This is a genomic window from Variovorax sp. GW821-FHT10C12 (assembly GCF_059415405.1).
In genome coordinates this window covers 189,696-212,266 of record NZ_JBWKNE010000004.1, presented here as the reverse complement: position 1 = coordinate 212,266, position 22,571 = coordinate 189,696, and the positions used below count along the sequence as shown (strand labels likewise).

The 22,571-nt window shown below is 67.1% G+C and carries 20 protein-coding genes; 13 read left to right on the top strand and 7 right to left on the bottom strand.

The features are described 5' to 3' along the window. Window positions 1-47: 47 nt before the first annotated feature. The 3 genes from AC07OH_RS20350 (at window position 48) to AC07OH_RS20340 (ending at window position 4,567) form a co-directional block, all read left to right on the top strand. Window positions 48-1,901 carry a M48 family metalloprotease gene (locus AC07OH_RS20350; protein WP_495301908.1) on the top strand — a complete coding sequence of 618 codons (1,854 nt, stop codon included), beginning with the start codon at window positions 48-50 and terminating at the stop codon, window positions 1,899-1,901. 43 nt (window positions 1,902-1,944) lie between these two features. Next, window positions 1,945-3,216, top strand: coding sequence for an RsmB/NOP family class I SAM-dependent RNA methyltransferase (locus AC07OH_RS20345; RefSeq protein ID WP_492681734.1), 1,272 nt, complete (start codon window positions 1,945-1,947; stop codon window positions 3,214-3,216). Window positions 3,217-3,352: 136 nt separating this feature from the next. Then, window positions 3,353-4,567, top strand: a complete 1,215-nt coding sequence (locus AC07OH_RS20340; RefSeq protein WP_070062144.1) for a DesA family fatty acid desaturase — start codon at window positions 3,353-3,355, stop codon at window positions 4,565-4,567. Window positions 4,568-4,732: 165 nt separating this feature from the next. On the opposite strand, the gene rpmG is transcribed toward AC07OH_RS20340, so the two are convergent. The 3 genes from rpmG to trxB all read right to left on the bottom strand — a co-directional run bounded on the left by rpmG (window position 4,733) and on the right by trxB (window position 6,351). Continuing rightward, complete coding sequence (gene rpmG / locus AC07OH_RS20335; protein WP_007830291.1) at window positions 4,733-4,906, bottom strand: 50S ribosomal protein L33; 174 nt, start codon at window positions 4,904-4,906, stop codon at window positions 4,733-4,735. An 11-nt stretch (window positions 4,907-4,917) separates the two neighbouring features. Then, entirely contained in the window at window positions 4,918-5,151 is a 234-nt protein-coding gene (gene rpmB / locus AC07OH_RS20330) for a 50S ribosomal protein L28 (RefSeq protein WP_007830293.1), read from the bottom strand. Between the two features lie 249 nt (window positions 5,152-5,400). Continuing rightward, window positions 5,401-6,351 carry a thioredoxin-disulfide reductase gene (gene trxB, locus AC07OH_RS20325; RefSeq protein ID WP_495301907.1) on the bottom strand — a complete coding sequence of 317 codons (951 nt, stop codon included), beginning with the start codon at window positions 6,349-6,351 and terminating at the stop codon, window positions 5,401-5,403. Between the two features lie 180 nt (window positions 6,352-6,531). On the opposite strand from trxB, the gene AC07OH_RS20320 reads away from it, so the two are divergent. The 8 genes from AC07OH_RS20320 to AC07OH_RS20285 all read left to right on the top strand — a co-directional run bounded on the left by AC07OH_RS20320 (window position 6,532) and on the right by AC07OH_RS20285 (window position 15,842). Then, a complete protein-coding gene (locus AC07OH_RS20320) occupies window positions 6,532-7,206 on the top strand; it encodes a Crp/Fnr family transcriptional regulator (protein WP_062481025.1) in 675 nt (224 codons plus the stop codon). Window positions 7,207-7,301: 95 nt separating this feature from the next. Further along, a complete protein-coding gene (locus AC07OH_RS20315; RefSeq protein ID WP_495301906.1) occupies window positions 7,302-9,761 on the top strand; it encodes a DNA translocase FtsK in 2,460 nt (819 codons plus the stop codon). Window positions 9,762-9,933: 172 nt separating this feature from the next. Continuing rightward, window positions 9,934-10,575: an outer membrane lipoprotein periplasmic chaperone LolA gene (gene lolA, locus AC07OH_RS20310; protein ID WP_101493173.1), complete on the top strand. Its 642-nt coding sequence runs from the start codon at window positions 9,934-9,936 to the stop codon at window positions 10,573-10,575. A gap of 28 nt (window positions 10,576-10,603) precedes the next feature. After that, window positions 10,604-11,896 carry a replication-associated recombination protein A gene (locus tag AC07OH_RS20305; protein WP_159273113.1) on the top strand — a complete coding sequence of 431 codons (1,293 nt, stop codon included), beginning with the start codon at window positions 10,604-10,606 and terminating at the stop codon, window positions 11,894-11,896. A gap of 228 nt (window positions 11,897-12,124) precedes the next feature. Continuing rightward, entirely contained in the window at window positions 12,125-13,054 is a 930-nt protein-coding gene (locus AC07OH_RS20300; protein ID WP_062481019.1) for a branched-chain amino acid ABC transporter permease, read from the top strand. A gap of 13 nt (window positions 13,055-13,067) precedes the next feature. Further along, window positions 13,068-14,276, top strand: a complete 1,209-nt coding sequence (locus AC07OH_RS20295; protein WP_192195314.1) for a branched-chain amino acid ABC transporter permease — start codon at window positions 13,068-13,070, stop codon at window positions 14,274-14,276. A 17-nt stretch (window positions 14,277-14,293) separates the two neighbouring features. Continuing rightward, window positions 14,294-15,067, top strand: coding sequence for an ABC transporter ATP-binding protein (locus AC07OH_RS20290; RefSeq protein WP_099795448.1), 774 nt, complete (start codon window positions 14,294-14,296; stop codon window positions 15,065-15,067). Between the two features lies 1 nt (window position 15,068). Beyond that, entirely contained in the window at window positions 15,069-15,842 is a 774-nt protein-coding gene (locus tag AC07OH_RS20285; RefSeq protein WP_373866832.1) for an ABC transporter ATP-binding protein, read from the top strand. A 59-nt stretch (window positions 15,843-15,901) separates the two neighbouring features. Here AC07OH_RS20285 and AC07OH_RS20280 read toward each other — a convergent pair whose 3' ends face one another. Then, window positions 15,902-16,360: a (2Fe-2S)-binding protein gene (locus tag AC07OH_RS20280; RefSeq protein ID WP_056572291.1), complete on the bottom strand. Its 459-nt coding sequence runs from the start codon at window positions 16,358-16,360 to the stop codon at window positions 15,902-15,904. Window positions 16,361-16,371: 11 nt separating this feature from the next. Beyond that, window positions 16,372-18,567 carry a xanthine dehydrogenase family protein molybdopterin-binding subunit gene (locus AC07OH_RS20275; RefSeq protein ID WP_495301905.1) on the bottom strand — a complete coding sequence of 732 codons (2,196 nt, stop codon included), beginning with the start codon at window positions 18,565-18,567 and terminating at the stop codon, window positions 16,372-16,374. Between the two features lie 155 nt (window positions 18,568-18,722). On the opposite strand from AC07OH_RS20275, the gene AC07OH_RS20270 reads away from it, so the two are divergent. Then, window positions 18,723-19,499 carry a Crp/Fnr family transcriptional regulator gene (locus AC07OH_RS20270; protein ID WP_095746547.1) on the top strand — a complete coding sequence of 259 codons (777 nt, stop codon included), beginning with the start codon at window positions 18,723-18,725 and terminating at the stop codon, window positions 19,497-19,499. Here the strand turns inward: AC07OH_RS20270 and AC07OH_RS20265 are convergent. Next, complete coding sequence (locus AC07OH_RS20265; protein WP_495301904.1) at window positions 19,471-20,448, bottom strand: Bug family tripartite tricarboxylate transporter substrate binding protein; 978 nt, start codon at window positions 20,446-20,448, stop codon at window positions 19,471-19,473. The genes AC07OH_RS20270 and AC07OH_RS20265 overlap by 29 nt on opposite strands. Window positions 20,449-20,483: 35 nt before the next feature. After that, complete coding sequence (locus AC07OH_RS20260; RefSeq protein WP_159275545.1) at window positions 20,484-21,548, bottom strand: CDP-6-deoxy-delta-3,4-glucoseen reductase; 1,065 nt, start codon at window positions 21,546-21,548, stop codon at window positions 20,484-20,486. Window positions 21,549-21,622: 74 nt separating this feature from the next. Between AC07OH_RS20260 and AC07OH_RS20255 the strand changes: the two genes are divergently transcribed. Then, window positions 21,623-22,558, top strand: coding sequence for an SDR family oxidoreductase (locus tag AC07OH_RS20255; RefSeq protein WP_495301903.1), 936 nt, complete (start codon window positions 21,623-21,625; stop codon window positions 22,556-22,558). Window positions 22,559-22,571: the final 13 nt, after the last annotated feature.

Genomic DNA, 22,571 nt, shown 5'->3' with positions numbered 1-22,571 from the left:
TCTTTCTTCGAATAACAACTGTCGGATACGTATTTGACGGGAGTCGGATGGACCGTGCGGATTTTGTTCACCTGGTTCGCCTGAGCGAGCACGCGAGTGCGGACGACAGCGCGCGCTACCGGCGTGGCGTCGCGGCGTTCGCCGCGCTCGGCTACCTCTGGGTGCTGGCCTGCCTCGGGCTGGCGGTGGGCATTGTGGCCTGGGTGGTCGTGTCGGTGGCCGAGGGGCGTTTCAACTTCACCCGCGGCTGGCTGCTCGTGTTTGCGCTGGGCCTGTTCTGGGCGACCCTGCGCGCGCTCTGGGTGCATTTCGACGAGCCCGATGGCGAGCCGCTCACGCGCGCCGACGCGCCCGGGCTGTTCGAGGCGCTGGACCGCATCCGCGAGCGCATCAAGGGACCGCCGGTGCACCGCGTCTACTTGGACGACAACTTCAACGCCAGCATCAGCCAGGTGCCGCGCTTCGGCCTGTTCGGCGGCGCGCTCAACTCGTTGAGCATCGGCCTGCCGCTGCTGATGATGCTGGACCGGCAGCGCCTGCTGTCGGTGCTGGCCCACGAATACGGACACCTGCGCGGCAACCACGGCCGCCTCAGCGCCTGGATCTACCGTACGCGGCTGTCGTGGCTGCGGCTCGATGCCAGCCTGCAGCGCGACGAGGGCGTGATGGCGCTGGTGTCGCAGGCTTTCTTCCGCTGGTACTTTCCGCGCTTTGCCGCCAAGACCTTCGCGTTGGCCCGCCAGGACGAGTACGAGGCCGACCGCATCTCGGGCCGGCTGCTCGGCACCGCGGTGGCCGCGGCCGCGCTCACCGAAGTGGCCATCAAGGGCAACTGGTACGCCAGCGAGTTCTGGCCCTGGCACTGGGCGCGCGCCGAGCGCGAGCCGCTGCCGCCCGGCCCGTTCGCCGCGCTGCGGCAGCGCGCCCGCACGCCGCCGAGCGAGGAGTTCGCACGCCAGGCGCTGCGCGAGGCCATGCGCCGCGTCAGCGACCTGGACGACACCCACCCGGTGCTGCGCGACCGGCTGGAAGCGCTGAACCAGAAGGCGGCGCTGCCGGCCTGGTCGCAGCGGCCCGCGCTGGACATGCTGGCCGACAAGCACAAGTGGATTTCGCATTTCGACAACGCCTGGCGCCGCGCCCATGCCGCCGACTGGAAGCAGCACCACGCGCACCGCTCGCGCATCCGCGAGCGCATCGCCGTGCTGGCGGCCCGCGGCGAGCGCAACACGCCCGACGAGATGGTCGAATGGGCCGATGCCGAACGCCGGCTCGACCCGGCGGCGCCGGTGCGTGCGCGCTACGAAAGCGCGCTGCGGATCGCGCCGGACCATCCGGGCGCCCTGCGCGGGCTGGCCCAGATGCTGCCCGTGCGCGAGCGCGCCGAGCGCTTGGTGGTGCTCGAGCGGTTGCACCAGTCGGGCGTGGCCAGCCGCTGGTGGGCGGCCAAGAACGCCGTCGCGTCCCTCGAAGATCCCGAAGCCGGGCCGCACGACGAACAGGGGCTCAAGCTGTGGCGCGCGCGGCTCAAGGAGGCGGAGGAGGCCGAGGCGCGCGCCTGGGAAGAGATCACCGACACGCCGTTCTTCAGCCAGATTTCGCGGCACGACCTGAACGACCACGAGCTGGGCGAGCTGCGCGCCGACATCGCGCGCTGCCTGCCCGTGTCGCGGCTGTGGGTGGTGCGCAAGAACCTGCGCGAGTTCGCCTGGCGGCGGGCGTACATCGTGTTTGTCGAGGTGCCGGGGCTCGATGACGAGGACCGCTGGCACCTGTGCCGCGAACTCGAACAGACGCTGACCCTGCCGGGGGCGGCACTGGTGCTCTGGGCGGGGCATTCGCCCACGCTGGAAGACATCGAGCGGCAGGCCTTCGGAACCGTCTGGGTGCGCGGCGCCTGAGGCGTTTCGGCCGCGAGGCCGGCCGGCTGAGACAATCGGGGCTATGCATCCCAAAGCCCTGTTGGAGGCCACCGCCGATCTGGTCGGCCTGGTCCTGAAATTCGATCACCCGGCCGACCAGGTCGTTTCGCGCTTTTTCCGCGACCACCGCGAGTTCGGCCCGCGCGAGCGCGCGACGCTCGCCGAAACCGTCTACACCGTGCTTCGCAAGAAGCTGCTGTTCGATCACCTGTCGCCCTCGGGCAGCGGTTCGAAGGAGCGCCGCATGGCGATCCTGGGCTTTCACGGCCCGCGCGACTTTCTGAAGAGCGCGCTCAACGACACCGAGAAGCGCTGGCTCGACAACTGCGACGCCGTCAAGCCCGACGACCTGCTCGAACGCCATCGCCACAACCTGCCCGAATGGCTGGTCACGCCGCTCAAGGCGCAGCTGGGCGACGGCTTCTGGCCGATGGTCGAGAGCCTGCAGCAGCCGGCGCCGCTCGACCTGCGCGTCAATGCGTTCACCGACAAACGGGCCGAAGTGAAGGCGGAGCTTGCGAAGGCTGCTATCAAATCGGAAGTGACGCCGTTCTCGCCCTGGGGCCTGCGCATCGACGGCAAGCCTGCGCTGACCAAGCTCGATGCGTTCGTCCGCGGCGCCATCGAGGTGCAGGACGAAGGCTCGCAACTGCTGGCGCTGTTGCTGGACGCCAAGCGCGGCGAAATGGTGGTCGATTTCTGCGCCGGCGCGGGCGGCAAGACCCTGGCCATCGGCGCGACCATGCGCAACACGGGCCGGCTCTACGCCTTCGACACCTCGGCCCACCGCCTGGACGCGCTCAAGCCGCGGCTGGCGCGCAGCAAGCTGTCGAACGTGCACCCGGCCGCGATCGCCCATGAGCGCGACGACCGGATCAAGCGCCTGGCCGGCAAGATCGACCGCGTGCTGGTCGACGCGCCTTGCTCGGGGCTCGGCACGCTGCGCCGCAATCCTGACCTCAAATGGCGTCAATCGGCCAAGTCGGTGGCCGAGCTGACGGCCAAGCAGACCGCCATCCTGCAAAGCGCGGCCCGGCTCGTGAAGTCGGGCGGCCGGCTGGTGTACGCCACCTGCAGCGTGCTGCCGGAGGAAAACGAGGCCATCGCCGAGGCTTTTGCCGCCGCGAACCCCGATTTCGAGCCCATGGACGCAGCGGAATTGCTCCAGAGCCTCAAGGTGGAGGGCGCCGAGGCCCTCTGTGCGGGCGGGGAAGACGGCCGCCGCTACCTGCGCCTGTGGCCTCATCGCCACGCCACCGACGGCTTTTTTGCCGCCGTGTGGAACCGGAAATAGGGACAGGGCTCCAAACTAGGGTAAATCTGCGGTGTGACAGAAGGACAAAAGGCCTCGTTTTGGCCCTGACATCCTAAAATCGCGGGTTACTTACCTGAAGGCTGCACCTTCGTGTGGCCATGGAGTACCTGACTCAATGATGCTTCCTGACTCCGCCGTTCTGAACGCGGTCATCCAATGGCTCGGACACGGCCTGTGGGACATTGCCTGGTGGCAGGTCGTGCTGTACACGCTCGTCACCACGCACATCACCATCGCAGCGGTCACGATCTTTCTGCACCGCACGCAGACGCACAAGGCGATGGACCTCGGTCCGATCCCCTCGCACTTCTTCCGTTTCTGGCTCTGGCTCGGCACCGGCATGGTGACGAAGGAGTGGGTCGCCATCCACCGCAAGCACCACGCGAAGTGCGAAACCGCCGACGACCCGCACAGCCCGCAGGTCAAGGGCATCGACGAAGTCTTCTGGCGCGGCGCCGAGCTGTACCGCAAGGAATCGAAGAACAAGGAAACGATGGAGCGCTACGGTCACGGCACGCCCGATGACTGGATCGAGCGCAACCTGTACACGCGCTACAGCTGGCAAGGCGTGGGCCTGATGCTGGTGATCAACCTCGCGCTGTTCGGCGCGCTCGGCCTGACCGTGTGGGCGGTCCAGATGCTCTGGATCCCGATCACCGCCGCCGGCATCATCAACGGCATTGGTCACTACTGGGGCTACCGCAACTTCGAGGCGTCCGACGCCAGCCGCAACATCATGCCCTGGGGCCTGATCATCGGTGGCGAAGAGCTGCACAACAACCACCACACTTACCCGACTTCGGCCAAGTTCTCGGTCAAGAAGTACGAGTTCGACATCGGCTGGGTCTACATCCAAGTGTTCCAGAAGCTTGGCTGGGCCAAGGTCAAGAAGGTGCCGCCGAAGATGCAGATGGGCGACATCCAGCCCGTGGCCAACGAGAAGACGCTCGAGGCCGTCATTGCCAACCGCTACGAAGTGATGGCCGGCTACGCCCGCGAAATGCGCCGCGCCACCAGCGAAGAAATCGACGTGCTCAAGGCCAAGGGCGCCGACCTGTCGGTGCTCAAGGCGGCCAAGCGCTGGCTGCATCGCGACGACGACAAGGTGCCCGCCTCGGCGCGCACCCATCTGGTGCAGGCCCGTGCCGCGCACCCGGTGCTCGACAAGATGGTCACGATGCGCGAAGAGCTGCGTCAGCTCTGGCTGAACACCTCGCAGTCGCGCGAGCAGCTGGCGGCCGATCTGGCGGCCTGGTGCCACCGTGCGGAAGCCAGCGGCATCGCCGGCCTGCGCGAGTTCTCGACCCGCCTGCGCGCCGCACGCGCCTGAAGAAGCTGGGCGCCAGCGCCTCGTGCGCTGCGGCCCTCGCTCAATAAAGAAGCCGACCTGAGGGTCGGCTTTTTTGTGTCTGCCTTTTCTGCTTTCGCAAAAACGACAGGCAATAAAAAACCCGCTGGGTGAGCAGCGGGTTTTTCTTTTGGAGAACAGGCCGAATTACTTCAGCTTGATTTCCTTGTATTCGACGTGCTTGCGCGCCTTGGGGTCGAACTTCATGATCGACATCTTTTCAGGCATCGTCTTCTTGTTCTTGCTCGTCGTGTAGAAGTGGCCGGTACCCGCGGTGGATTCCAGCTTGATCTTTTCGCGTCCGCCTTTGCTCGTTGCCATGATTCAGCTCCTTAAGCTTGGCCGCGGGCACGCAGGTCTGCGAGCACGGCATCGATACCGTTCTTGTCGATCAGGCGCAGTGCAGCGCTCGAAACGCGCAGGCGAACCCAACGGTTTTCGGTCTCGACCCAGAAACGGCGGTATTGCAGGTTCGGCAGGAACCGGCGCTTGGTTTTGTTGTTGGCGTGGGAAACGTTGTTTCCGACCATCGGGCCTTTGCCCGTTACGTCGCATACGCGTGCCATGTGGACACTCTTTCTTGAACAGCTGGCACCGGCGCAATCAGGGTGATTGCAGGGTGTTTTGCAGCTTGACCTCGCCAGAAACGGGTGGCGGTACCCCGGATTTGCCGCAACCCGACTCCCGGTGGGAGGTAGGCCCTGTTTCGGCAAAGCCTCGGATTATAGCCCTTTCAGGGCCGGCTGGACTGGCCGTGCCGCAGAAGCGGGAAGCCAGACCCTGCGGGCCGGTATCCCGTTCCGCAGGGAAAGGCCTCAGTGTTCCTCGAGGAAGCGCTGCGCGTCGAGGGCGGCCATGCAGCCCGTGCCGGCGCTCGTGATGGCCTGGCGGTAGATGTTGTCCTGCACGTCGCCGGCGGCGAACACGCCGGGCACGGTGGTCATCGTCGCGAAGCCCTTCAGGCCCGAGCGGGTCACGATGTAGTTGTCCTTCATTTCCAGCTGGCCCTGGAAGATGTCGGTGTTCGGATGGTGGCCGATCGCGATGAAGCAGCCCTTGAGCCCGATCTCTTCGGTGGCGCCGGTCTGCGTGTTCTTGATGCGGATGCCCGTCACGCCTGTGCCGTCACCGAGCACCTCGTCAAGCTGGTTGTGCAGCTTCAGCACGATCTTGCCTTCGGCCACTTTTTCCATGACCTTGTCGATCAGGATGGGCTCGGCGCGGAACTTGTCGCGGCGGTGCACCAGCGTCACCTTATTGGCAATGTTGGAGAGGTACAGCGCCTCTTCGACGGCCGTGTTGCCGCCGCCGATCACGCAGACCTCCTGCTCGCGGTAGAAGAAGCCGTCGCAGGTTGCGCAGGCCGAGACGCCGCGGCCCATGAACTTCTCTTCGGAATCCAGGCCCAGGTACTTGGCCGATGCGCCGGTGGCGATGATCAGCGAATCGCAGGTGTAGGTGCCGCTGTCGCCCGTGAGCGTGAACGGGCGCTTGCTCAGGTCGACCTTGTTGATGTGGTCGAACACGATCTGCGTCTTGAAGCGTTCGGCGTGCTCGAGAAAGCGCTGCATCAGCTCCGGGCCCTGGACGCCGTGCACGTCGGCCGGCCAGTTGTCGACCTCGGTCGTGGTCATGAGTTGACCGCCTTGCGCGATGCCCGTGATGAGCAAAGGCTGGAGGTTGGCGCGTGCGGCGTAGACGGCGGCGGTGTAGCCGGCCGGGCCGGAGCCCAGAATGAGAACCTTGGCGTGTTGGGGTGCGGACATGAGTAGAAAACCTAGGATGGACGCTGCGTCAGCGTGTACATTTTCAGGGTGGTAGCGATACGTGGGGAGTATCACCGCCCGGTTCAACACCGGGTGCACGGTGTTTTCAATGCGCGCGATTGTAGTAATCCATGGGCTCAGCATCAGGATCACATTGCGCGCTGTTTCAGGGATTGATTAATGTCGATGCTGTCCAACCTTGAATTGCTTCGGCGCGTTCCATTGTTCGCGTCGTTGACGGCCTCGCAGTCCGCAAGCATTGCGGATGCGATCATCAAGAAGCGCTTCAAACGCGCCGAGGTCGTTGTAGAGCAGGGCAAGAAATCCGATGCGCTGTACATCATCCTGACCGGCCGCGCCCGCGTCACGAGCGCCGACAGCCGTGGTCGCGAGGTGATCCTGGCCACGCTGCATCCCGGCGACTATCTCGGCGAGATGAGCCTGATCGACGACGAGCCGCATTCGGCCACCGTGCGTACCGAAATCCAGTGCGACGTGCTCATGCTGGGTCGCGACGCCTTCGCGCGCTGCCTGCCCGAGAACTCCTCGATGGCCTACAACATCATGCGCGGCCTGGTGCAGCGTCTGCGCCACGCCGACCGCAAGATCGAGTCGCTGGCGCTGATGGACGTGTACGGCCGCGTCGCCCGTGCGCTGCTCGAGTTCGCCAGCCAGGACGGCATGGGCAACCTCAAGGTCCGCGACAAGATCTCCCGCCAGGACCTGGCCAAGATGGTCGGCGCGTCGCGCGAAATGGTGAGCCGCGTCATGAAGGACCTGGAAGAGCGCGGTTTCGTCCAGTCCCAGGAAGACGGCTCGGTGATCATCAAGGACCGGCTCCTGACGCTGACCTGAGCCCATAGGCCGGGCGCTTTCGGCGTCCACGGCCTTTTGTTGTAGTGTTCGGGGCGGCCGGCCTGCGTTTTTTCGGGCCGGGCGCCGTGCTTTTCATGACCTATTCGCTCCATACGCTTCAATCGTCCTCCTCTTCTTCCGCTGCCGAAGGGCAACCCGTGCGCCTGCGCGCCCTGCGCTTCGCCCACGAAATCACCTTGATCGCCGGGTTTGCAGCCCTCCTGTTCTGGCTGCTGGCGATGCTGAGCTTCACCCCGTCCGATGCCGCCTGGTCGACCTCGGGCACGGGCGGTGAGATCAAGAACTGGGGCGGCCGCATCGGCGCCTGGCTGGCCGATGGCAGCTACTTCCTGGCTGGCTATTCCGTCTGGTGGTGCCTTGCGGCGGGCCTGCGCGCGTGGCTCTCGTCGCTGGCCGGCTGGCTGCGCGGCGGTGAACCGACGGCGGCGGTCGAGCAACAGCCCCCGCGCGGTCGCTTCAATCGCAGCCGGCTCGCTTTCTGGTTCGGCCTCGTCCTGCTGCTGTGCGCGAGCGCGGTGCTCGAGTGGTCGCGCCTGTACCGGCTCGAATCGCACCTGCCGGGTTCGGGCGGCGGCGCCCTCGGCTACCTCGTGGGGCCGGCGAGCGTGCGCTGGCTGGGCTTCACGGGCTCGGCGCTGGTCGCCATTGCCGGCGGCGTGATCGGCTCGGCGCTGGTCTTCCGTTTTTCGTGGAGCCTGATCGCCGAGCGCATCGGTGCCCGTGCGTACTCGCTGTTCGAGTCGCGCCGTGAAAAGCGCGAAATGGCGGCCGACATTGCCATGGGCAAGCAGGCCGCGCGCGAACGCGCCGGCGACGAAGAAGAGCAGGCGCCCGCGCCACGCGTCAAGAAAACGCGTGCCAACAAGGAACCCGTGTTCGGCGACGCCTCCGGCCCGCAGGAGCCGAGCTTCGACGACGAAGAGGAAGAAGTCGCGCCCAAGCGTCGCCCCGCATCGCCGCCCGTGCAGATCGAACCCGCGATGACCGAGGTTCCCCGCAGCGACCGCGTCGTCAAGGAGCGCCAGAAGCCGCTCTTCAATGAACTGCCCGACAGCAAGCTGCCGCAGGTCGACCTGCTCGACGCCGCGCTGGTGCGCCAGGAAACCGTCTCTTCCGACACGCTCGAGATGACCTCGCGCATGATCGAGAAGAAGCTGAAAGACTTCGGCGTCGAGGTGCGCGTGGTGCTCGCCTCGCCCGGCCCCGTCATCACGCGCTACGAAATCGAGCCCGCCACCGGTGTCAAGGGCTCGCAGATTCTCGGTTTGGCCAAAGACCTGGCGCGCTCGCTCTCGCTGGTGTCGATCCGCGTGGTCGAGACGATCCCCGGCAAGAACTACATGGCGCTCGAGTTGCCGAACGCCAAGCGCCAGTCGATCAAGCTCAGCGAAATCCTGGGCTCGCAGGTCTACAACGAAGGCAAGTCGATGCTCACGATGGGCCTGGGCAAGGACATCATCGGCAATCCCGTGGTGGCCGACCTCGCGAAGATGCCGCACGTGCTGGTGGCCGGTACCACCGGCTCGGGTAAGTCGGTGGGTATCAACGCGATGATCCTGTCGCTGCTCTACAAGGCCGAGGCACGCGACGTTCGCCTGCTCATGATCGACCCGAAGATGCTCGAAATGTCGGTCTACGAAGGCATCCCGCACCTGCTGGCGCCGGTGGTCACCGACATGCGCCAGGCCGCGCACGGCCTGAACTGGTGCGTGGCCGAGATGGAGCGCCGCTACAAGCTCATGAGCAAGCTCGGCGTGCGCAACCTGGCCGGCTACAACACCAAGATCGACGAAGCCAAGGCGCGCGAGGAGTTCATCTACAACCCCTTCAGCCTCACGCCCGACGATCCCGAACCGCTGCGCCGCGAGCCGCACATTGTGGTCGTCATCGACGAACTGGCCGACCTGATGATGGTGGTCGGCAAGAAGATCGAAGAGCTGATTGCCCGCCTTGCGCAAAAGGCCCGCGCCGCCGGCATCCACCTGATCCTGGCCACGCAGCGCCCCAGCGTCGACGTGATCACCGGCCTCATCAAGGCCAACATCCCCACGCGCATCGCGTTCTCGGTGGGCTCCAAGATCGACAGCCGTACCATCCTCGACCAGATGGGCGCCGAGGCGCTGCTGGGCATGGGCGACATGCTCTACATGGCCAGCGGCACGGGCCTGCCGATCCGCGTGCATGGTGCCTTCGTGAGCGACGAGGAAGTGCACCGCGTGGTGGCCTACCTCAAGAGCCAGGGCGAGCCCGACTACATCGAGGGCGTGCTCGAAGGCGGCACGGTCGATGGCGACGGTGACGGCGACCTGCTCGGTGGCGGGGGCGACGGCGAAAAAGACCCGATGTACGACCAGGCGGTCGAGGTCGTGCTCAAGAACCGCAAGGCCAGCATCTCGCTGGTGCAGCGCCACCTGAAGATCGGCTACAACCGCGCCGCGCGCCTGGTCGAGGACATGGAAAAAGCCGGCCTCGTGAGCGCCATGAGCGGCAGCGGCCAGCGCGAGATCCTCGTGCCCGCGCGCCAGGCGGAGTGAACCGCCGACGCGCCACCGACGATCACCGCTGCAGGGCCGGTTACGTGCTGAGAGGCAATTTGCAAACGCGCACCGGTGCTGCTGCAAATCTTCATCAAAGCCTACAGATGCCGGCATCTGCTGCGGGTAGTGTCGATGGACATCGCAGCAACGTTTTTCCGAGGAACCTCCCATGAAGAAAACCCGCCTCTGGCTGTTGGCCGGCCTGTTCTGCACGGTGGCCGGCAGTGCCTGGGCCGACGGGCTCGAGAGCCTCGAAGCCTTCGTGAAGACCGTCAAGTCCGGCCGCGCCGAGTTCACCCAGACCGTGACGGCCCCGCCGCGCGAGGGCCAGCCGGGCCGCGTCAAGACGTCGACTGGCACCTTCGAATTCCATCGCCCCGGCAAATTCAAGTTCGACTATCGCAAGCCTTTTGCGCAAAGCATCGTGGCCGACGGCAAGACGCTGTGGCTGTACGACGCCGACCTGAACCAGGTCACGCAGCGCACCCAGGCGCAGGCGCTGGGCTCGACACCTGCGGCGCTGATTGCCTCCGCGGCCGACCTGCGCGCCCTGCAGGCCGATTTCGCGCTGGAAGCCGCGCCCGAGCGCGACGGCCTGCAGTGGGTCAAGGCCACGCCGAAGAACAAGGACGGTCAGCTGCAGAGCGTGATGGTCGGCTTCCAGGGTGACGCGCTGGCGGCCCTCGAGATCCTGGACAGCTTCGGCCAGCGCTCGATGCTTAAGTTCAGCAAGGTCGAGGTGAACCCGGCCTTGCCCGCCAGCACCTTCGAGTTCAAGGCGCCCGCGGGCGCGGACGTGCTCAAGCAGTAGTCACACACAGCAAGACGGTCGTTCCGGTTTGGCCACGCGCTCCCACCAGCCCCTCGCCGAGCGCCTGCGTCCCAAGACGCTCGGCGAAGTGATCGGCCAGCAGCACCTGCTCGGTCCGGGCATGTCGCTGCGCATCGCCTTCGAGTCGGGCCAGCCGCACTCCTGCATCCTCTGGGGCCCGCCGGGCACCGGCAAGACCACCATCGCGCGGCTCATGGCCGACGCCTTCGACGCCCAGTTCCTGAGCATCAGCGCGGTGCTGGGCGGCGTGAAGGACATCCGCGAGGCCGTCGAGCAGGCCACGGCCGCGCGCGACGGGCTCACGCAGCAGCGCACCATCGTCTTCGTGGACGAGGTGCACCGCTTCAACAAGAGCCAGCAGGACGCGTTCCTGCCGCACGTCGAGTCGGGCCTGTTCACCTTCATCGGCGCGACCACCGAGAACCCGTCGTTCGAAGTCAATTCGGCCTTGCTGTCGCGGGCGGCGGTGTACGTGCTGCAGTCGCTCAACGAAGGCGACCTGAAGCAGATCGTCGCCAAGGCGCAAGCGATCCAGGCGGTTCCGGCCATCGACGAGGCGGCCATCGACCGTCTGGTCGCCTACGCGGACGGCGACGCGCGCCGCCTGCTCAACACGCTCGAGACCTTGGCCGTTGCGGCCGGCGCCGAGAAGCTCACGAACATCACCGACGAGTGGCTGCTGCGCGTGCTCGGCGAGCGCATGCGCCGCTACGACAAGGGCGGCGAGCAGTTCTACGACACCATCAGCGCGCTGCACAAATCGGTGCGCGGCAGCGACCCCGATGCAGCCCTGTATTGGTTCGTGCGCATGCTCGACGGCGGCGCCGACCCGCGCTACATGGCGCGCCGCCTCGTGCGCATGGCCAGCGAAGACATCGGCCTGGCCGACCCGCGTGCGCTGCGCCTGGCGCTCGATGCGGCCGAGGTCTACGAGCGACTGGGTACCCCCGAAGGCGAGCTGGCACTGGCCGAATGCGTGGTCTACCTGGCCATCGCGCCCAAGTCGAACGCGGTCTACAAGGCCTACAACGCGGTGCGCGCGCTGGTGAAGAAGGACAGCACGCGCCCGGTCCCGATGCACCTGCGCAATGCGCCGACCAAGCTCATGAAGGAGCTCGACTACGGCAAGGGCTACCGCTACGCGCACGACGAGGAGGGCGGTTTTGCCGCCGGCGAGCGCTACCTGCCCGAGGGGCTGGAAGGCCAGGTTTTCTATGAACCGGTCGAACGGGGGCTCGAAATCCGCATCGCGGAAAAGCTGCGCGAGCTGCGCCGCCTCAACACAAATTCAGACCGCTGATACACGCTTGCTCATCTGCATGACTTCACGCGCATACAGCATGAAGTGAGCGGGTAAACCCCGGTCAAAGCGCCCCAAAACAGCGCCGGGGCATGTCTAAAATCCCGCCCACCAAACCTACCGACGGCACATGTTGGCTGGTTTTTTGCTTGTCAAGCCAGGGGCGCCAAACCGGTGCCTCGGTAGGTGAATGGCACCCGCAAGGTGCAACACATAGGGAATCGCGTTATGGAAATATTGCTGCAGCAGATCATCAACGGTCTGGTTCTCGGCAGCATGTATGCCTTGATAGCCTTGGGCTACACCATGGTGTACGGCATCATCAATCTGATCAATTTTGCGCACGGTGAAGTGCTGATGGTGGGGGCGCTTACAAGCTGGACCATCATCGGGCTCATGAAGGACGGAATGCCCAACACACCGGGCTGGCTGATCCTCTTCGTCGCGCTGATCATTGCCTGCGTCGTCGCGGCAAGCCTGAACTTCGTGATCGAAAAAGTGGCCTACCGGCCGCTGCGCAACAGCCCCAAGCTCGCACCGCTCATCACCGCCATCGGCGTGTCGATCCTGCTGCAGACGCTGGCCATGATCATCTGGAAGCCGACCAACAAGGCCTACCCCAACCTGCTGCCGACCGACCCCATCCACGTGGGCGGTGCCGTGATCTCGCCGACGCAGGTCATGATCCTCAGCGTCACGGCGTTCTCGCTGGTGATCCTGATGTGGCTGGTCAACTACACCAAGCTCGGCCGCGCGATGCGCGCCACCGCCGAGAACCCGCGCGTCGCGGCGCTCATGGGCATCCGGCCCGACATGGTCATCTCGGCCACCTTCATCATCGGCGCCGTGCTCGCGGCCATCGCCGGCGTGATGTACGCCTCCAACTACGGCATCGCGCAACATGCGATGGGCTTCCTGCCCGGCCTCAAGGCCTTCACGGCGGCCGTGTTCGGCGGCATCGGCAACCTGGCCGGCGCGGTGGTCGGCGGCATTTTGCTGGGCCTCATCGAGGCCATCGGCTCCGGCTACATCGGCACCCTCACGGGTGGCGTGCTGGGCAGCAACTACAGCGACATCTTCGCTTTCATCGTGCTGATCGTGATGCTCACGCTGCGGCCTTCGGGTCTGCTCGGCGAGCGCGTGGCGGACCGGGCCTGAGGAGCAGCACACCATGAAAAACAGCAAGAACCTCGCGCTCTACATCCTCGGCGTGGTCGCCGTGCTGGCGCTGCCGATCCTGTTGCAGACCCAGGGCAACGCCTGGGTGCGCATCGCCGACATCGCATTGCTCTACGTGATGCTCGCGCTCGGCCTGAACATCGTGGTCGGCTACGCCGGCCTGCTCGACCTGGGCTATGTGGCCTTCTTTGCGGTCGGCGCGTACCTCTACGCGCTGATGGGCTCGTCGCACCTCTCGGACACCTTCCCGTGGTTCAAGGCGATGTTCCCGAACGGGCTGCACACCTCGCTCCTGATCGTGGTTCCGCTCGCGCTGGTGGTGGCCGGGGTGCTCGGTGCGATGCTGGGGGCGCCCACGCTGAAGTTGCGTGGCGACTACCTCGCGATCGTCACACTCGGCTTCGGCGAAATCATCCGGGTGTTCCTGAACAACCTGGACCAGCCGATCAACATCACCAACGGGCCGAAGGGCATCACGGCGATCGACTCCATCAAGTTCTGGGGCCTCGACCTCGGCAAGGCGTGGAAGTTCGACGGCTTCACGATCTCCTCGGTCACGCTGTACTACTACCTGTTCCTGGCGTTGGTGGTGGCCACCATCATCATTTCGCACCGGCTGCAGATCTCGCGCATCGGCCGCGCCTGGATGGCCATCCGCGAAGATGAAATCGCTGCCAAGGCGATGGGCATCAACACCCGCAACATGAAGCTGCTGGCCTTCGGCATGGGCGCCAGCTTCGGCGGCGTGTCGGGCGCGATGTTCGCGGCCTTCCAGGGCTTCGTGTCGCCCGAGTCCTTCAGCCTGATGGAGTCGGTGATGATCGTCGCCATGGTCGTGCTCGGCGGCCTCGGGCACCTGCCCGGCGTCATCCTGGGCGCCGTGCTGCTGGCCGCGCTGCCCGAAGTGCTGCGCTACGTGGCCGGCCCGCTGCAGGCGCTGACCGACGGCCGCCTCGACGCGTCCATCCTGCGCCAGCTGTTCATTGCCCTCGCCATGATCATCATCATGCTGATGCGCCCGCGCGGCCTGTGGCCCTCGCCGGAGCACGGCAAGACGCTGACGAAAAAGGGCGGCGTGCCCGTCGACCCGACCCATGCGGCCGTGGCGCCCGGAACGCTCCAGACCCACGCACCGGGCATTGACAGCCCCGCTGACGAAGTGCCGGGTGCGGCATCGCGTCCCATGTCCATCAATCCGTGAGCCAAGGACACACAGACATGACGACAGACACCATCCTCGAAGTTCGCGGCATCTCCAAGCGTTTCGGCGGGCTGCAGGCCCTCTCCGATGTGGGCATCACCATCAAGCGCGGCCAGGTCTACGGCCTGATCGGGCCCAACGGCGCCGGCAAGACGACCTTCTTCAACGTGATCACCGGGCTGTACACGCCCGACAGCGGCACCTTCGAACTGGCCGGCAAGCCCTACCAGCCGACGGCCGTGCACGAAGTGGCCAAGGCCGGCATTGCGCGCACCTTCCAGAACATCCGCCTCTTCGCCGAAATGACGGCGCTGGAGAACGTGATGGTCGGGCGCCACATCCGCACGCATTCGGGCGTGTTCGGCGCCATGCTGCGCACCAGGGGCTTCAAGGCCGAAGAAGCGGCCATCGCCAAGCGCGCACAGGAGCTGCTCGACTACGTGGGCATCGGCAAGTTCGCCGACTACAAGGCGCGCACGCTGAGCTACGGCGACCAGCGCCGCCTCGAGATCGCCCGCGCCCTGGCCACCGACCCCCAGCTCATCGCGCTGGACGAGCCGGCCGCCGGCATGAATTCGACCGAGAAGGTCCTGCTGCGCGAACTGATCGACCGCATCCGCAAGGACAACCGCACGATCCTGATCATCGAACACGACGTCAAGCTCATCATGGGCCTGTGCGACCGCGTCACCGTGCTCGACTACGGCAAGCAGATTGCCGAGGGCAACCCGGTCGAGGTACAGAAGAACGAAAAGGTGATCGAGGCCTACCTCGGCACCGGAGGACATTGAGATGAGCACCGCAGAAGCAACGATGGCACCCACGACGGCAGCGGCCGCCGCCAAGGCAGCGGGCAAGAACCTGCTCAAGGTCCGCGGCCTGAAGGTGGGCTACGGCGGCATCCAGGCCGTGAAGGGCGTGGACTTCGACGTGTTCGAGGGCGAGCTGGTCTCGCTCATCGGCTCCAACGGCGCCGGCAAGACCACCACCATGAAGGCCATCACCGGCACGCTGCCGGCCGGCGCGGGCGACATCGAGTTCCTGGGCCGCAGCATCAAGGGCCGCGGCGCCTGGGACCTGGTGGGCGAGGGCCTCGTGATGGTGCCCGAGGGCCGCGGCGTGTTCACGCGCATGACGATCACCGAAAACCTGCAGATCGGCGCCTACATCCGCAACGACAAGGCCGAGATCGCGAGCGACATGGAGCGCGTGTTCGTGACCTTCCCGCGCCTGCGCGAGCGCAAGGACCAACTGGCCGGCACGATGTCGGGCGGCGAACAGCAGATGCTGGCCATGGGCCGCGCGCTCATGGCGCGTCCGAAGGTGCTGCTGCTCGACGAACCCACCATGGGCCTGTCGCCGATCATGTGCGACAAGATCTTCGAGGTGGTGCAGACCGTGGCCTCGCAAGGCGTCACGATCCTGCTGGTGGAGCAGAACGCCAACCGCGCGCTGCAACTGGCCGACCGTGGCTACGTCATGGAGTCGGGCCTCATCACGATGAACGGCGACGCCAAGGAACTGCTGCGCGATCCGCGCGTGCGCGCCGCCTACCTCGGCGAGTAAGCGCCCGCCAGCGCCGACCGGCCAGCACCGCCCAATGCGGTGGCTGGCCGTTTTTACGTCTATCCCATCATCGCGGCGGCGGCCTTGATCGCCTCGCGGATGCGCCCGTAGGTGCCGCATCGGCACACGTTCTCGATGGCGTCGATGTCGGCATCCGTCGGGGTGCGCGTGCGGCGCAGCAGGTCGACCGCGGCCATGATCTGGCCCGGCTGGCAGAAGCCGCACTGCGGCACATCGAGGTTCATCCAGGCCTGCTGCACCGGGTGCAGCGTGTTGCCGTTGGCCAGCCCCTCGATGGTCGTCACCTGGCGCCCGCGCACGTCGGACACGCGCACCGAGCAGGTCGTCACGGCCTTGCCGTCGACGTGGCAGGTGCAGGCCTTGCACACGTTGATGCCGCAGCCGTACTTCGGGCCGGTGATGCCGAGCTTGTCACGCAGCACCCACAGTAGCGCCAGGTCGTCGGGCGCCTCGACGTCGACGTTCTGGCCGTTCACCTTGAAAGATTGCACAGGCATGGCGGGTCTCCTCAGGCGGGAATCGGAACGTTGACGGGCGTGGGCAGCTTGCCCGGCGGGATCGGCGTGAAGTCGACCGGAAAGTTCAGCGGGAAGCTGCGCGGCTTGATGCCGGTGGCGCGCCCATAGGCGTTGGCGATGGCGCCCGAGCTCGCCGACAGACCCACCTCGCCCAGGCCGCCGATGGCCTCGCCGCTGGCCGGCATGATGATGATCTTCACGTCCTTCGGGTAGTGCTTCATGCGCGAGAAGTGGTACTGCGAGTAGCTGCCTTCCAGCGGCAGGCCGTTCTGGATGTGCAGCCCCGCCGACAGCACGAGTGCGATCGATTCGCACAGGCCGCCCTGCAGCTGCGCCTCGATGCCCGAGGGGTTGATCGGCGTGCCGACATCGATGGCGATGGTCGCGCGCACCACGCGCGCCTGCGCCGGCACGCGCGCGTCGATCTCGACGATGCAGGCCGTGAAGGACTTCGACTCCTGGTGCACGGCCACGCCCTGCGCAAAGCCCGCCGGCATCGCCTTGCCCCACTGCGCGGCCTCCGCCACGGCCTTCAGCACCGCGCGGGCGCGCGGCAGGCGCAGGTACTCGAGCCGGAAGGCGATCGGGTCCTTGCGCGCGGTGCGGGCCATCTCGTCGACCAGGATCTCTTCCACCAGCCGCGCGGGCTGGATGTGCACCGAGCGGTACGAGCAGGTGTTCATGTCCATCGGCACCGGCGTCAGCAGCTTGGTCGTGACGCCGAAGTTGTAGGGCGAGGTCACCATGGTCTTGAACATGACCTGCTCGATCGCGAAGTTGCCCACCGTCTGCGGGAAGGCATTGGGCAGCGCGATGGCGGCGGCCTCGAGCATGTTGCCGAAGCCGTGGCGCGTGTCCAGGCGCACGCTGGCGATGCGCTGCTCGAAGGCGATGACCTGGCCCAGCAGCATCGTGGCGCGTGCCTTCTGGTAGATCGGCGGGCGGATGCGCGTGTGGCGCATGTCGTCGGTGCGGTGGTACATCAGGCGGCAGGGGCGCCCCAGCGCTTTCGACACCTGGATCGCCTGCAGCACCGGGTCCCAGAACAGGCGCCGCCCGAAGGAGCCGCCCGAGGGCACCGCATGCACGACGACCTTGTTCAGCGGCAGGCCCAGCTCGGCGGCCACCGCCTGCTGGGTGACGATGGGGCTCTGCAGCCCGGCCCAGATCTCGGCGCGATCCGCTCGCACGTCGGCAATCGCGCATTCGACTTCCATCGGACAGTGCGCGGCTGGCGCGAACTCGAACTCGGCCTCGACCGTCAGCGCGCCCAGCGGCGGCAGCGCAAAGGGCAGCAGCGACGACTTCAGCTTGCGCATGATGGTGGCGTTCGATTCGCCGTCGAGCGGGCCGGCGGCCCAGGTCACGTCGAGCGCGTTCACCGCGGCCCAGGCTTGGCCGAAGGTCTCGGCCATCACCGCCACGCCCGGCGGTGTCGGCGTGATGCCGTTGGTGGCGGGGATCGGCACCACGCCGATCACGCCCGGCATGCCCATCACCGTGTTCAGGTTGTTGATGCCGACGAACTTGCCGTTGATGGTCGGCGGGCGCCGCACCATCGTCGGCTTGGCGCCGGGCACCGCCTGGTCGAGCGTGAACTTCTTGCGCCCGGTGACGATGTCCAGCGCATCGAGCCGCGTCACGCGCTGGCCGACCACCGAAGGCGTCGAGCCCGAGAGCAGGCCGCCGAGGCCGCCCAGCATTGGCATGCCGGCGTGCATCGAGCGCACGCTCGACGAGCCGCCCGTGAGCTGGTTCCAGATCAGCTCGGGGCTCGCGTCGGCCGAGGTGACTTCGATGGCGCTCAGCGGCAGGCGCAGCTTGTCGGCCAGCATCATGGCGCTGGCCGTGGCGATGCCCTGGCCCACTTCGAGGCGCGGCAGCGCAAGGCGAACGCGGCCGTCGTCGGTGTTCGTCACCTTCACCAGCGGCATGGTCAGCAGCGACGTCAGCGTGACCGCGTCGCCGATGTCGATCAGGTCGGTGGTGTCGGGCGGGGTCATGGGCAGCAGCGCGGCCACCGCGGAGGCGGGCGCCGTGAGGGCGCCGAGCCCCACGATGCCGGCCGCCGCCGATGCCAGCGGTGCGGCCGTGGCGTAGCCCAGCACGTCGCGCCGGCGCAGGCCGTGCGCATCCCCGTCGTCCGGCCCACGCGCGGGGCGCGGGTCCTTGTTCGAACGCTTCATCGTTGTCTCCTTGTTGTTTGGCGAACGCGGATGACTGTGGCACCATCGCCGCGCCGAAGATGTCGTTGCAACGACATTTCTTACGGTCCCCGCCGACCGGCGCCTGCGACGGTTCGGCCGATGCGATGTCACGAGGGACGACAGCAGGAGGCGCGATGTCGAACGCGTTGGAGAACATGCTTCGCGAGAGCCTGTGGGCGCGCGCGCTCACGGACGATGAACTCGACCGCGTCGTCCAGGAGTCGCACGAGCGCGTGGTGCCGGCCGGCGGCTTCGTCGTGCGGCGCGGCGAGCCGGCCGATCACTGGATCGGCGTGATCGACGGCCTCATGAAGATGTCGGTGTCGCTGCCCGACGGGCGCGTGTCCACCTTCACCGGCGTGACCGCCGGCGGCTGGGGCGGCGAAGGCTCGCTGCTCACCCCCGGATGCTGGCGCTACGACGGCGTGGCACTGCGGCCCACGCGCGTGGCCTGCGTGCCGCGGCACAGCTTCGAGCGGCTGATGTCCACCAGCATCGACTTCAATCGGTTTCTGTTGTTACACATCAATGCGCGACTGAGCCTGTTCATCGGCCTCATGGAATTCGATCGCCTGCTCGGCCCCGACGCGCGCGTGGCGCGCTGCCTGGCCAGCCTGTTCGACCCCATCCTCTATCCGCGCGCCACCCGCTTCGTGCGGCTGAGCCAGGACGAGATCGGCCTCTTGTCGGCGGTGTCGCGCCAGCGTGCCAACCGCGCGCTGCATGCGCTGCAGCGCGACGGCCTGTTGCGCATCGAACATGGCGGCGTGGAAGTGCTCGACCTCGCGGGCCTGCGCACCTACCAGAGCGGGGCGGCCGAAGCGGCGGCGGCCGTGGCTGCGGCCACCGACACGCAGGCCGCAGCGCCCCTGGACGACCTCGTCAGTCCACCTTCGCCCCGGTGGCCTTGACCACCTTCTCGTACTTGGCGAGTTCGCTCTTCATGAAGCTGCCGAACTGCTCGGACGAGTTGCCGACCGGCTCGGCCAGCATCGAGGCGAAGCGGGTCTTCGTTTCCGGTGCGTTCAGCGCGGCGACGAAGGCCTGATTGAGCTTCGCGACCACCTCGGGCGGCGTGCCGGCTGGCGCGACCAGGCCCCACCAGGTGTCGATCGAGAAGCCCTTGAGCGTGTCGGCCACGGGCGGCACGTCGGGCAGGGCGCTGCTGCGCTTGAGCGTCGTGACCGCGATCGCCTTCAGCTTGCCCGAGCGGATGTTCGGCGCGGCCGTGGCGAGGTTGTCGAAGTTGAAGTCGACCTGGCCCGACAGCAGCGCCAGCTGCGCCGGGTTGCCGCCGTTGTACGGAATGTGCACCGCGAAGATGCCCGCTTCCTTCTTGAACAGCTCGCCCGCCAGGTGGCCGGCGCTGCCGTTGCCGCCGCTGGCGTAGTTGAGCTTGGCCGGGTTGGCCTTGGCGTAGCGGATCAGGTCGGCCAGCGTGCGGATGTTCAGGCGGTTGGCCGTCTCGGCGTTCATCACCAGCACGTTGGGCACGCGCACCATCTGCGTGATCGGCGCGAAGTCGGTCGCGGCGTTGAACGGCATCTTGCTGTACAGCCACGGGTTCACCGCGTTCGTGGCCGTGGCCGCGATGCCGATCGTGAGGCCGTCGGCCGGCGCCTTGGCGACGAAGTCGGCGCCGATGTTGCCGCCCGCGCCGGGCTTGTTGTCGATGATGACCGGGCCGCCCAGCGTGTCCTTCACCTGCTCGGCCAGGATGCGCGCCGTGTTGTCGATCGGGCCGCCGGCCGCATAGGGCACGACGAGGCGGATCGGGCGGTGTTGTTGTGCGACCGCGTGGCTGGTGGCAAGCACCGCGGCGCCGGCGATCAGGGTCAGGAGGAAGTGTCTCGTCTTCATGTTGTTCTACGGAAAGGGAAGGGGAGCGCGAAGGCTCAGGGCAGGGCTTTGTCGGCTTCGGTGGTGAAGGCGTCGGCGAAGAACTCTTCTTCGGGCAGGCCCGCGAGCGCCACGTAGTCGCGCTTGGCCGAGTCGACCACGATCGGCGCGCCGCAGGCATACACCTGGTGGCCCGACAGGTCCGTGAAGTCTTCCAGTACCGCCTGGTGGACGAAGCCGGTGCGGCCGGTCCAGTTGTCTTCCGGCGTGGCGTTCGACACCACGGGCACGTAGCGCAGGTTCGGCATCGCGGCCAGCTGCTCGCGCAGCCAGGCGTCCATGTACAGGTCTTCGGGGCGGCGCCCGCCCCAGTAGATCGCGGCGGGCCGCTCGATGCCCTTGAACTGCATGTGCTCCAGCAGCGCCTTGATCGGCGCGAAGCCCGTGCCCGAGGCCAGCAGGATCATCGGCTTGTCGGAGTCTTCGCGCAGGAAGAAGCTGCCGAACGGGCCTTCGATGCGCAGAATCTCTTTTTCCTTCATCGCGCCGAAGACGTGGTCGGTGAACTTGCCGCCCGGCAGGTGGCGCAGGTGCAGCTCCAGGCCCGTGCCCGGCACGGCCACCGTGTGCGGCGCATTGGCCATCGAGTAGCTGCGGCGCGCGCCGTCGCGCAGGATGAATTCGACGTACTGGCCCGCATAGAACTGCAGCGGCTCGCCGGCCGGCAGTTGCAGGCGCAGCATCATCACGTCGTGCGACTGGCGCGTGAGCGCCATCACGCGCACCGGCATCTTGCGGATCGGCAGCGCGCCGGCCTCGGTGACCTGGCGCGACTCCAGCACCACGTCGCTCGTCGGGTGGGCGCAGCAGGTCAGCACGTAGCCGGCCAGCTGTTCTTCGGCGCTCAGCGCCTTGCTCTGGTGCGGGCCGAGCGTGACCTCGCCCGAGAGCTTCTTGCACTTGCAGGAACCGCAGGCGCCGTCCTTGCAGCCGTAGGGGAGGCCGATGCCCTGGCGGATGCCGGCCGCGAGGATGGTTTCGTCGCCCTGGACCACGAAGTGGCGTCCGCTGGGCTCGACGGTGATGGAAAAGCCCGCTTCGTGCGGCGCTGTAGCAGTCATCGGTATTCTTCGGGGGTGAACTTTCCCGGCTGCGTGCGGCCGGGACAACTGAATTGAGACAGGAAACCCGGATTTTGCCTTCAATCAATAGTCCCTCCGGCGCACTGCCGGCCCGCTTCCGGCGCGAGCGCCTGCTGATCGTCGGCTGCGGCGACGTCGGCCAGCGCGTGGCGCGCAACCTGCGCGGGCGCATGCAGCTGGTCGCGCTCACGTCCTCGGCCGACCGCGTCGCGGCGCTGCGCGCGGCCGGCATCCGGCCGCTGGTGGGCAACCTGGACGACCGCGCCACCCTGCGCCGGCTGGCAGGCATCGCCACCCGCGTGGTGCACCTGGCGCCGCCCGCGCGCGAGGGCGGCGCGGCCTGGTGGCGCGACCAGCGCACCGTATCGCTGGCGCAGGCGCTGCGACTGCGCTCGCTGCCCTCGGCGCTGGTCTACGGCTCGACCAGCGGCGTGTACGGCGACTGCGGCGGCGCGCGCGTGAGCGAAACGCGCGGCGTGCGCCCCGACACCCCGCGCTCCCACCGGCGCGTCGATGCCGAGCGCGCTGTGCGCTGGTTCGGCCGCAGCACCGGCGTGCGCACCAGCATCTTGCGCATCCCGGGCATCTACGCGCCCGACCGCGAGAACGGCACCCCGCGCGGCCGCCTGGAGCGCGGCACGCCCGTGCTGCGCCGCGAGGACGACGTCTACACCAGCCACATCCACGCCGACGACCTCGCGCGCGCCTGCGTGGCGGCGCTGTTTCGCGGCAAGCCCCAGCGCGTGGTGCACGCGTCGGACGACACCGAGCTGCGCATGGGCGACTACTTCGACCTGGCCGCCGACCTCTACGGCATGCCCCGCCCGCCGCGCGTGGCGCGTGGCGAGGCCGAGCGGCAATTGCCGCTGCAACTGCTGAGCTTCATGGGCGAATCGCGCCGGCTCGACAACACGCGGCTCAAGCGCGAGCTGCGCGTGCGGCTGGCGCATCCGACGGTGTACACCGGCCTGCAGCCTGTCGAAGCCTGAAAGGACGCAACCC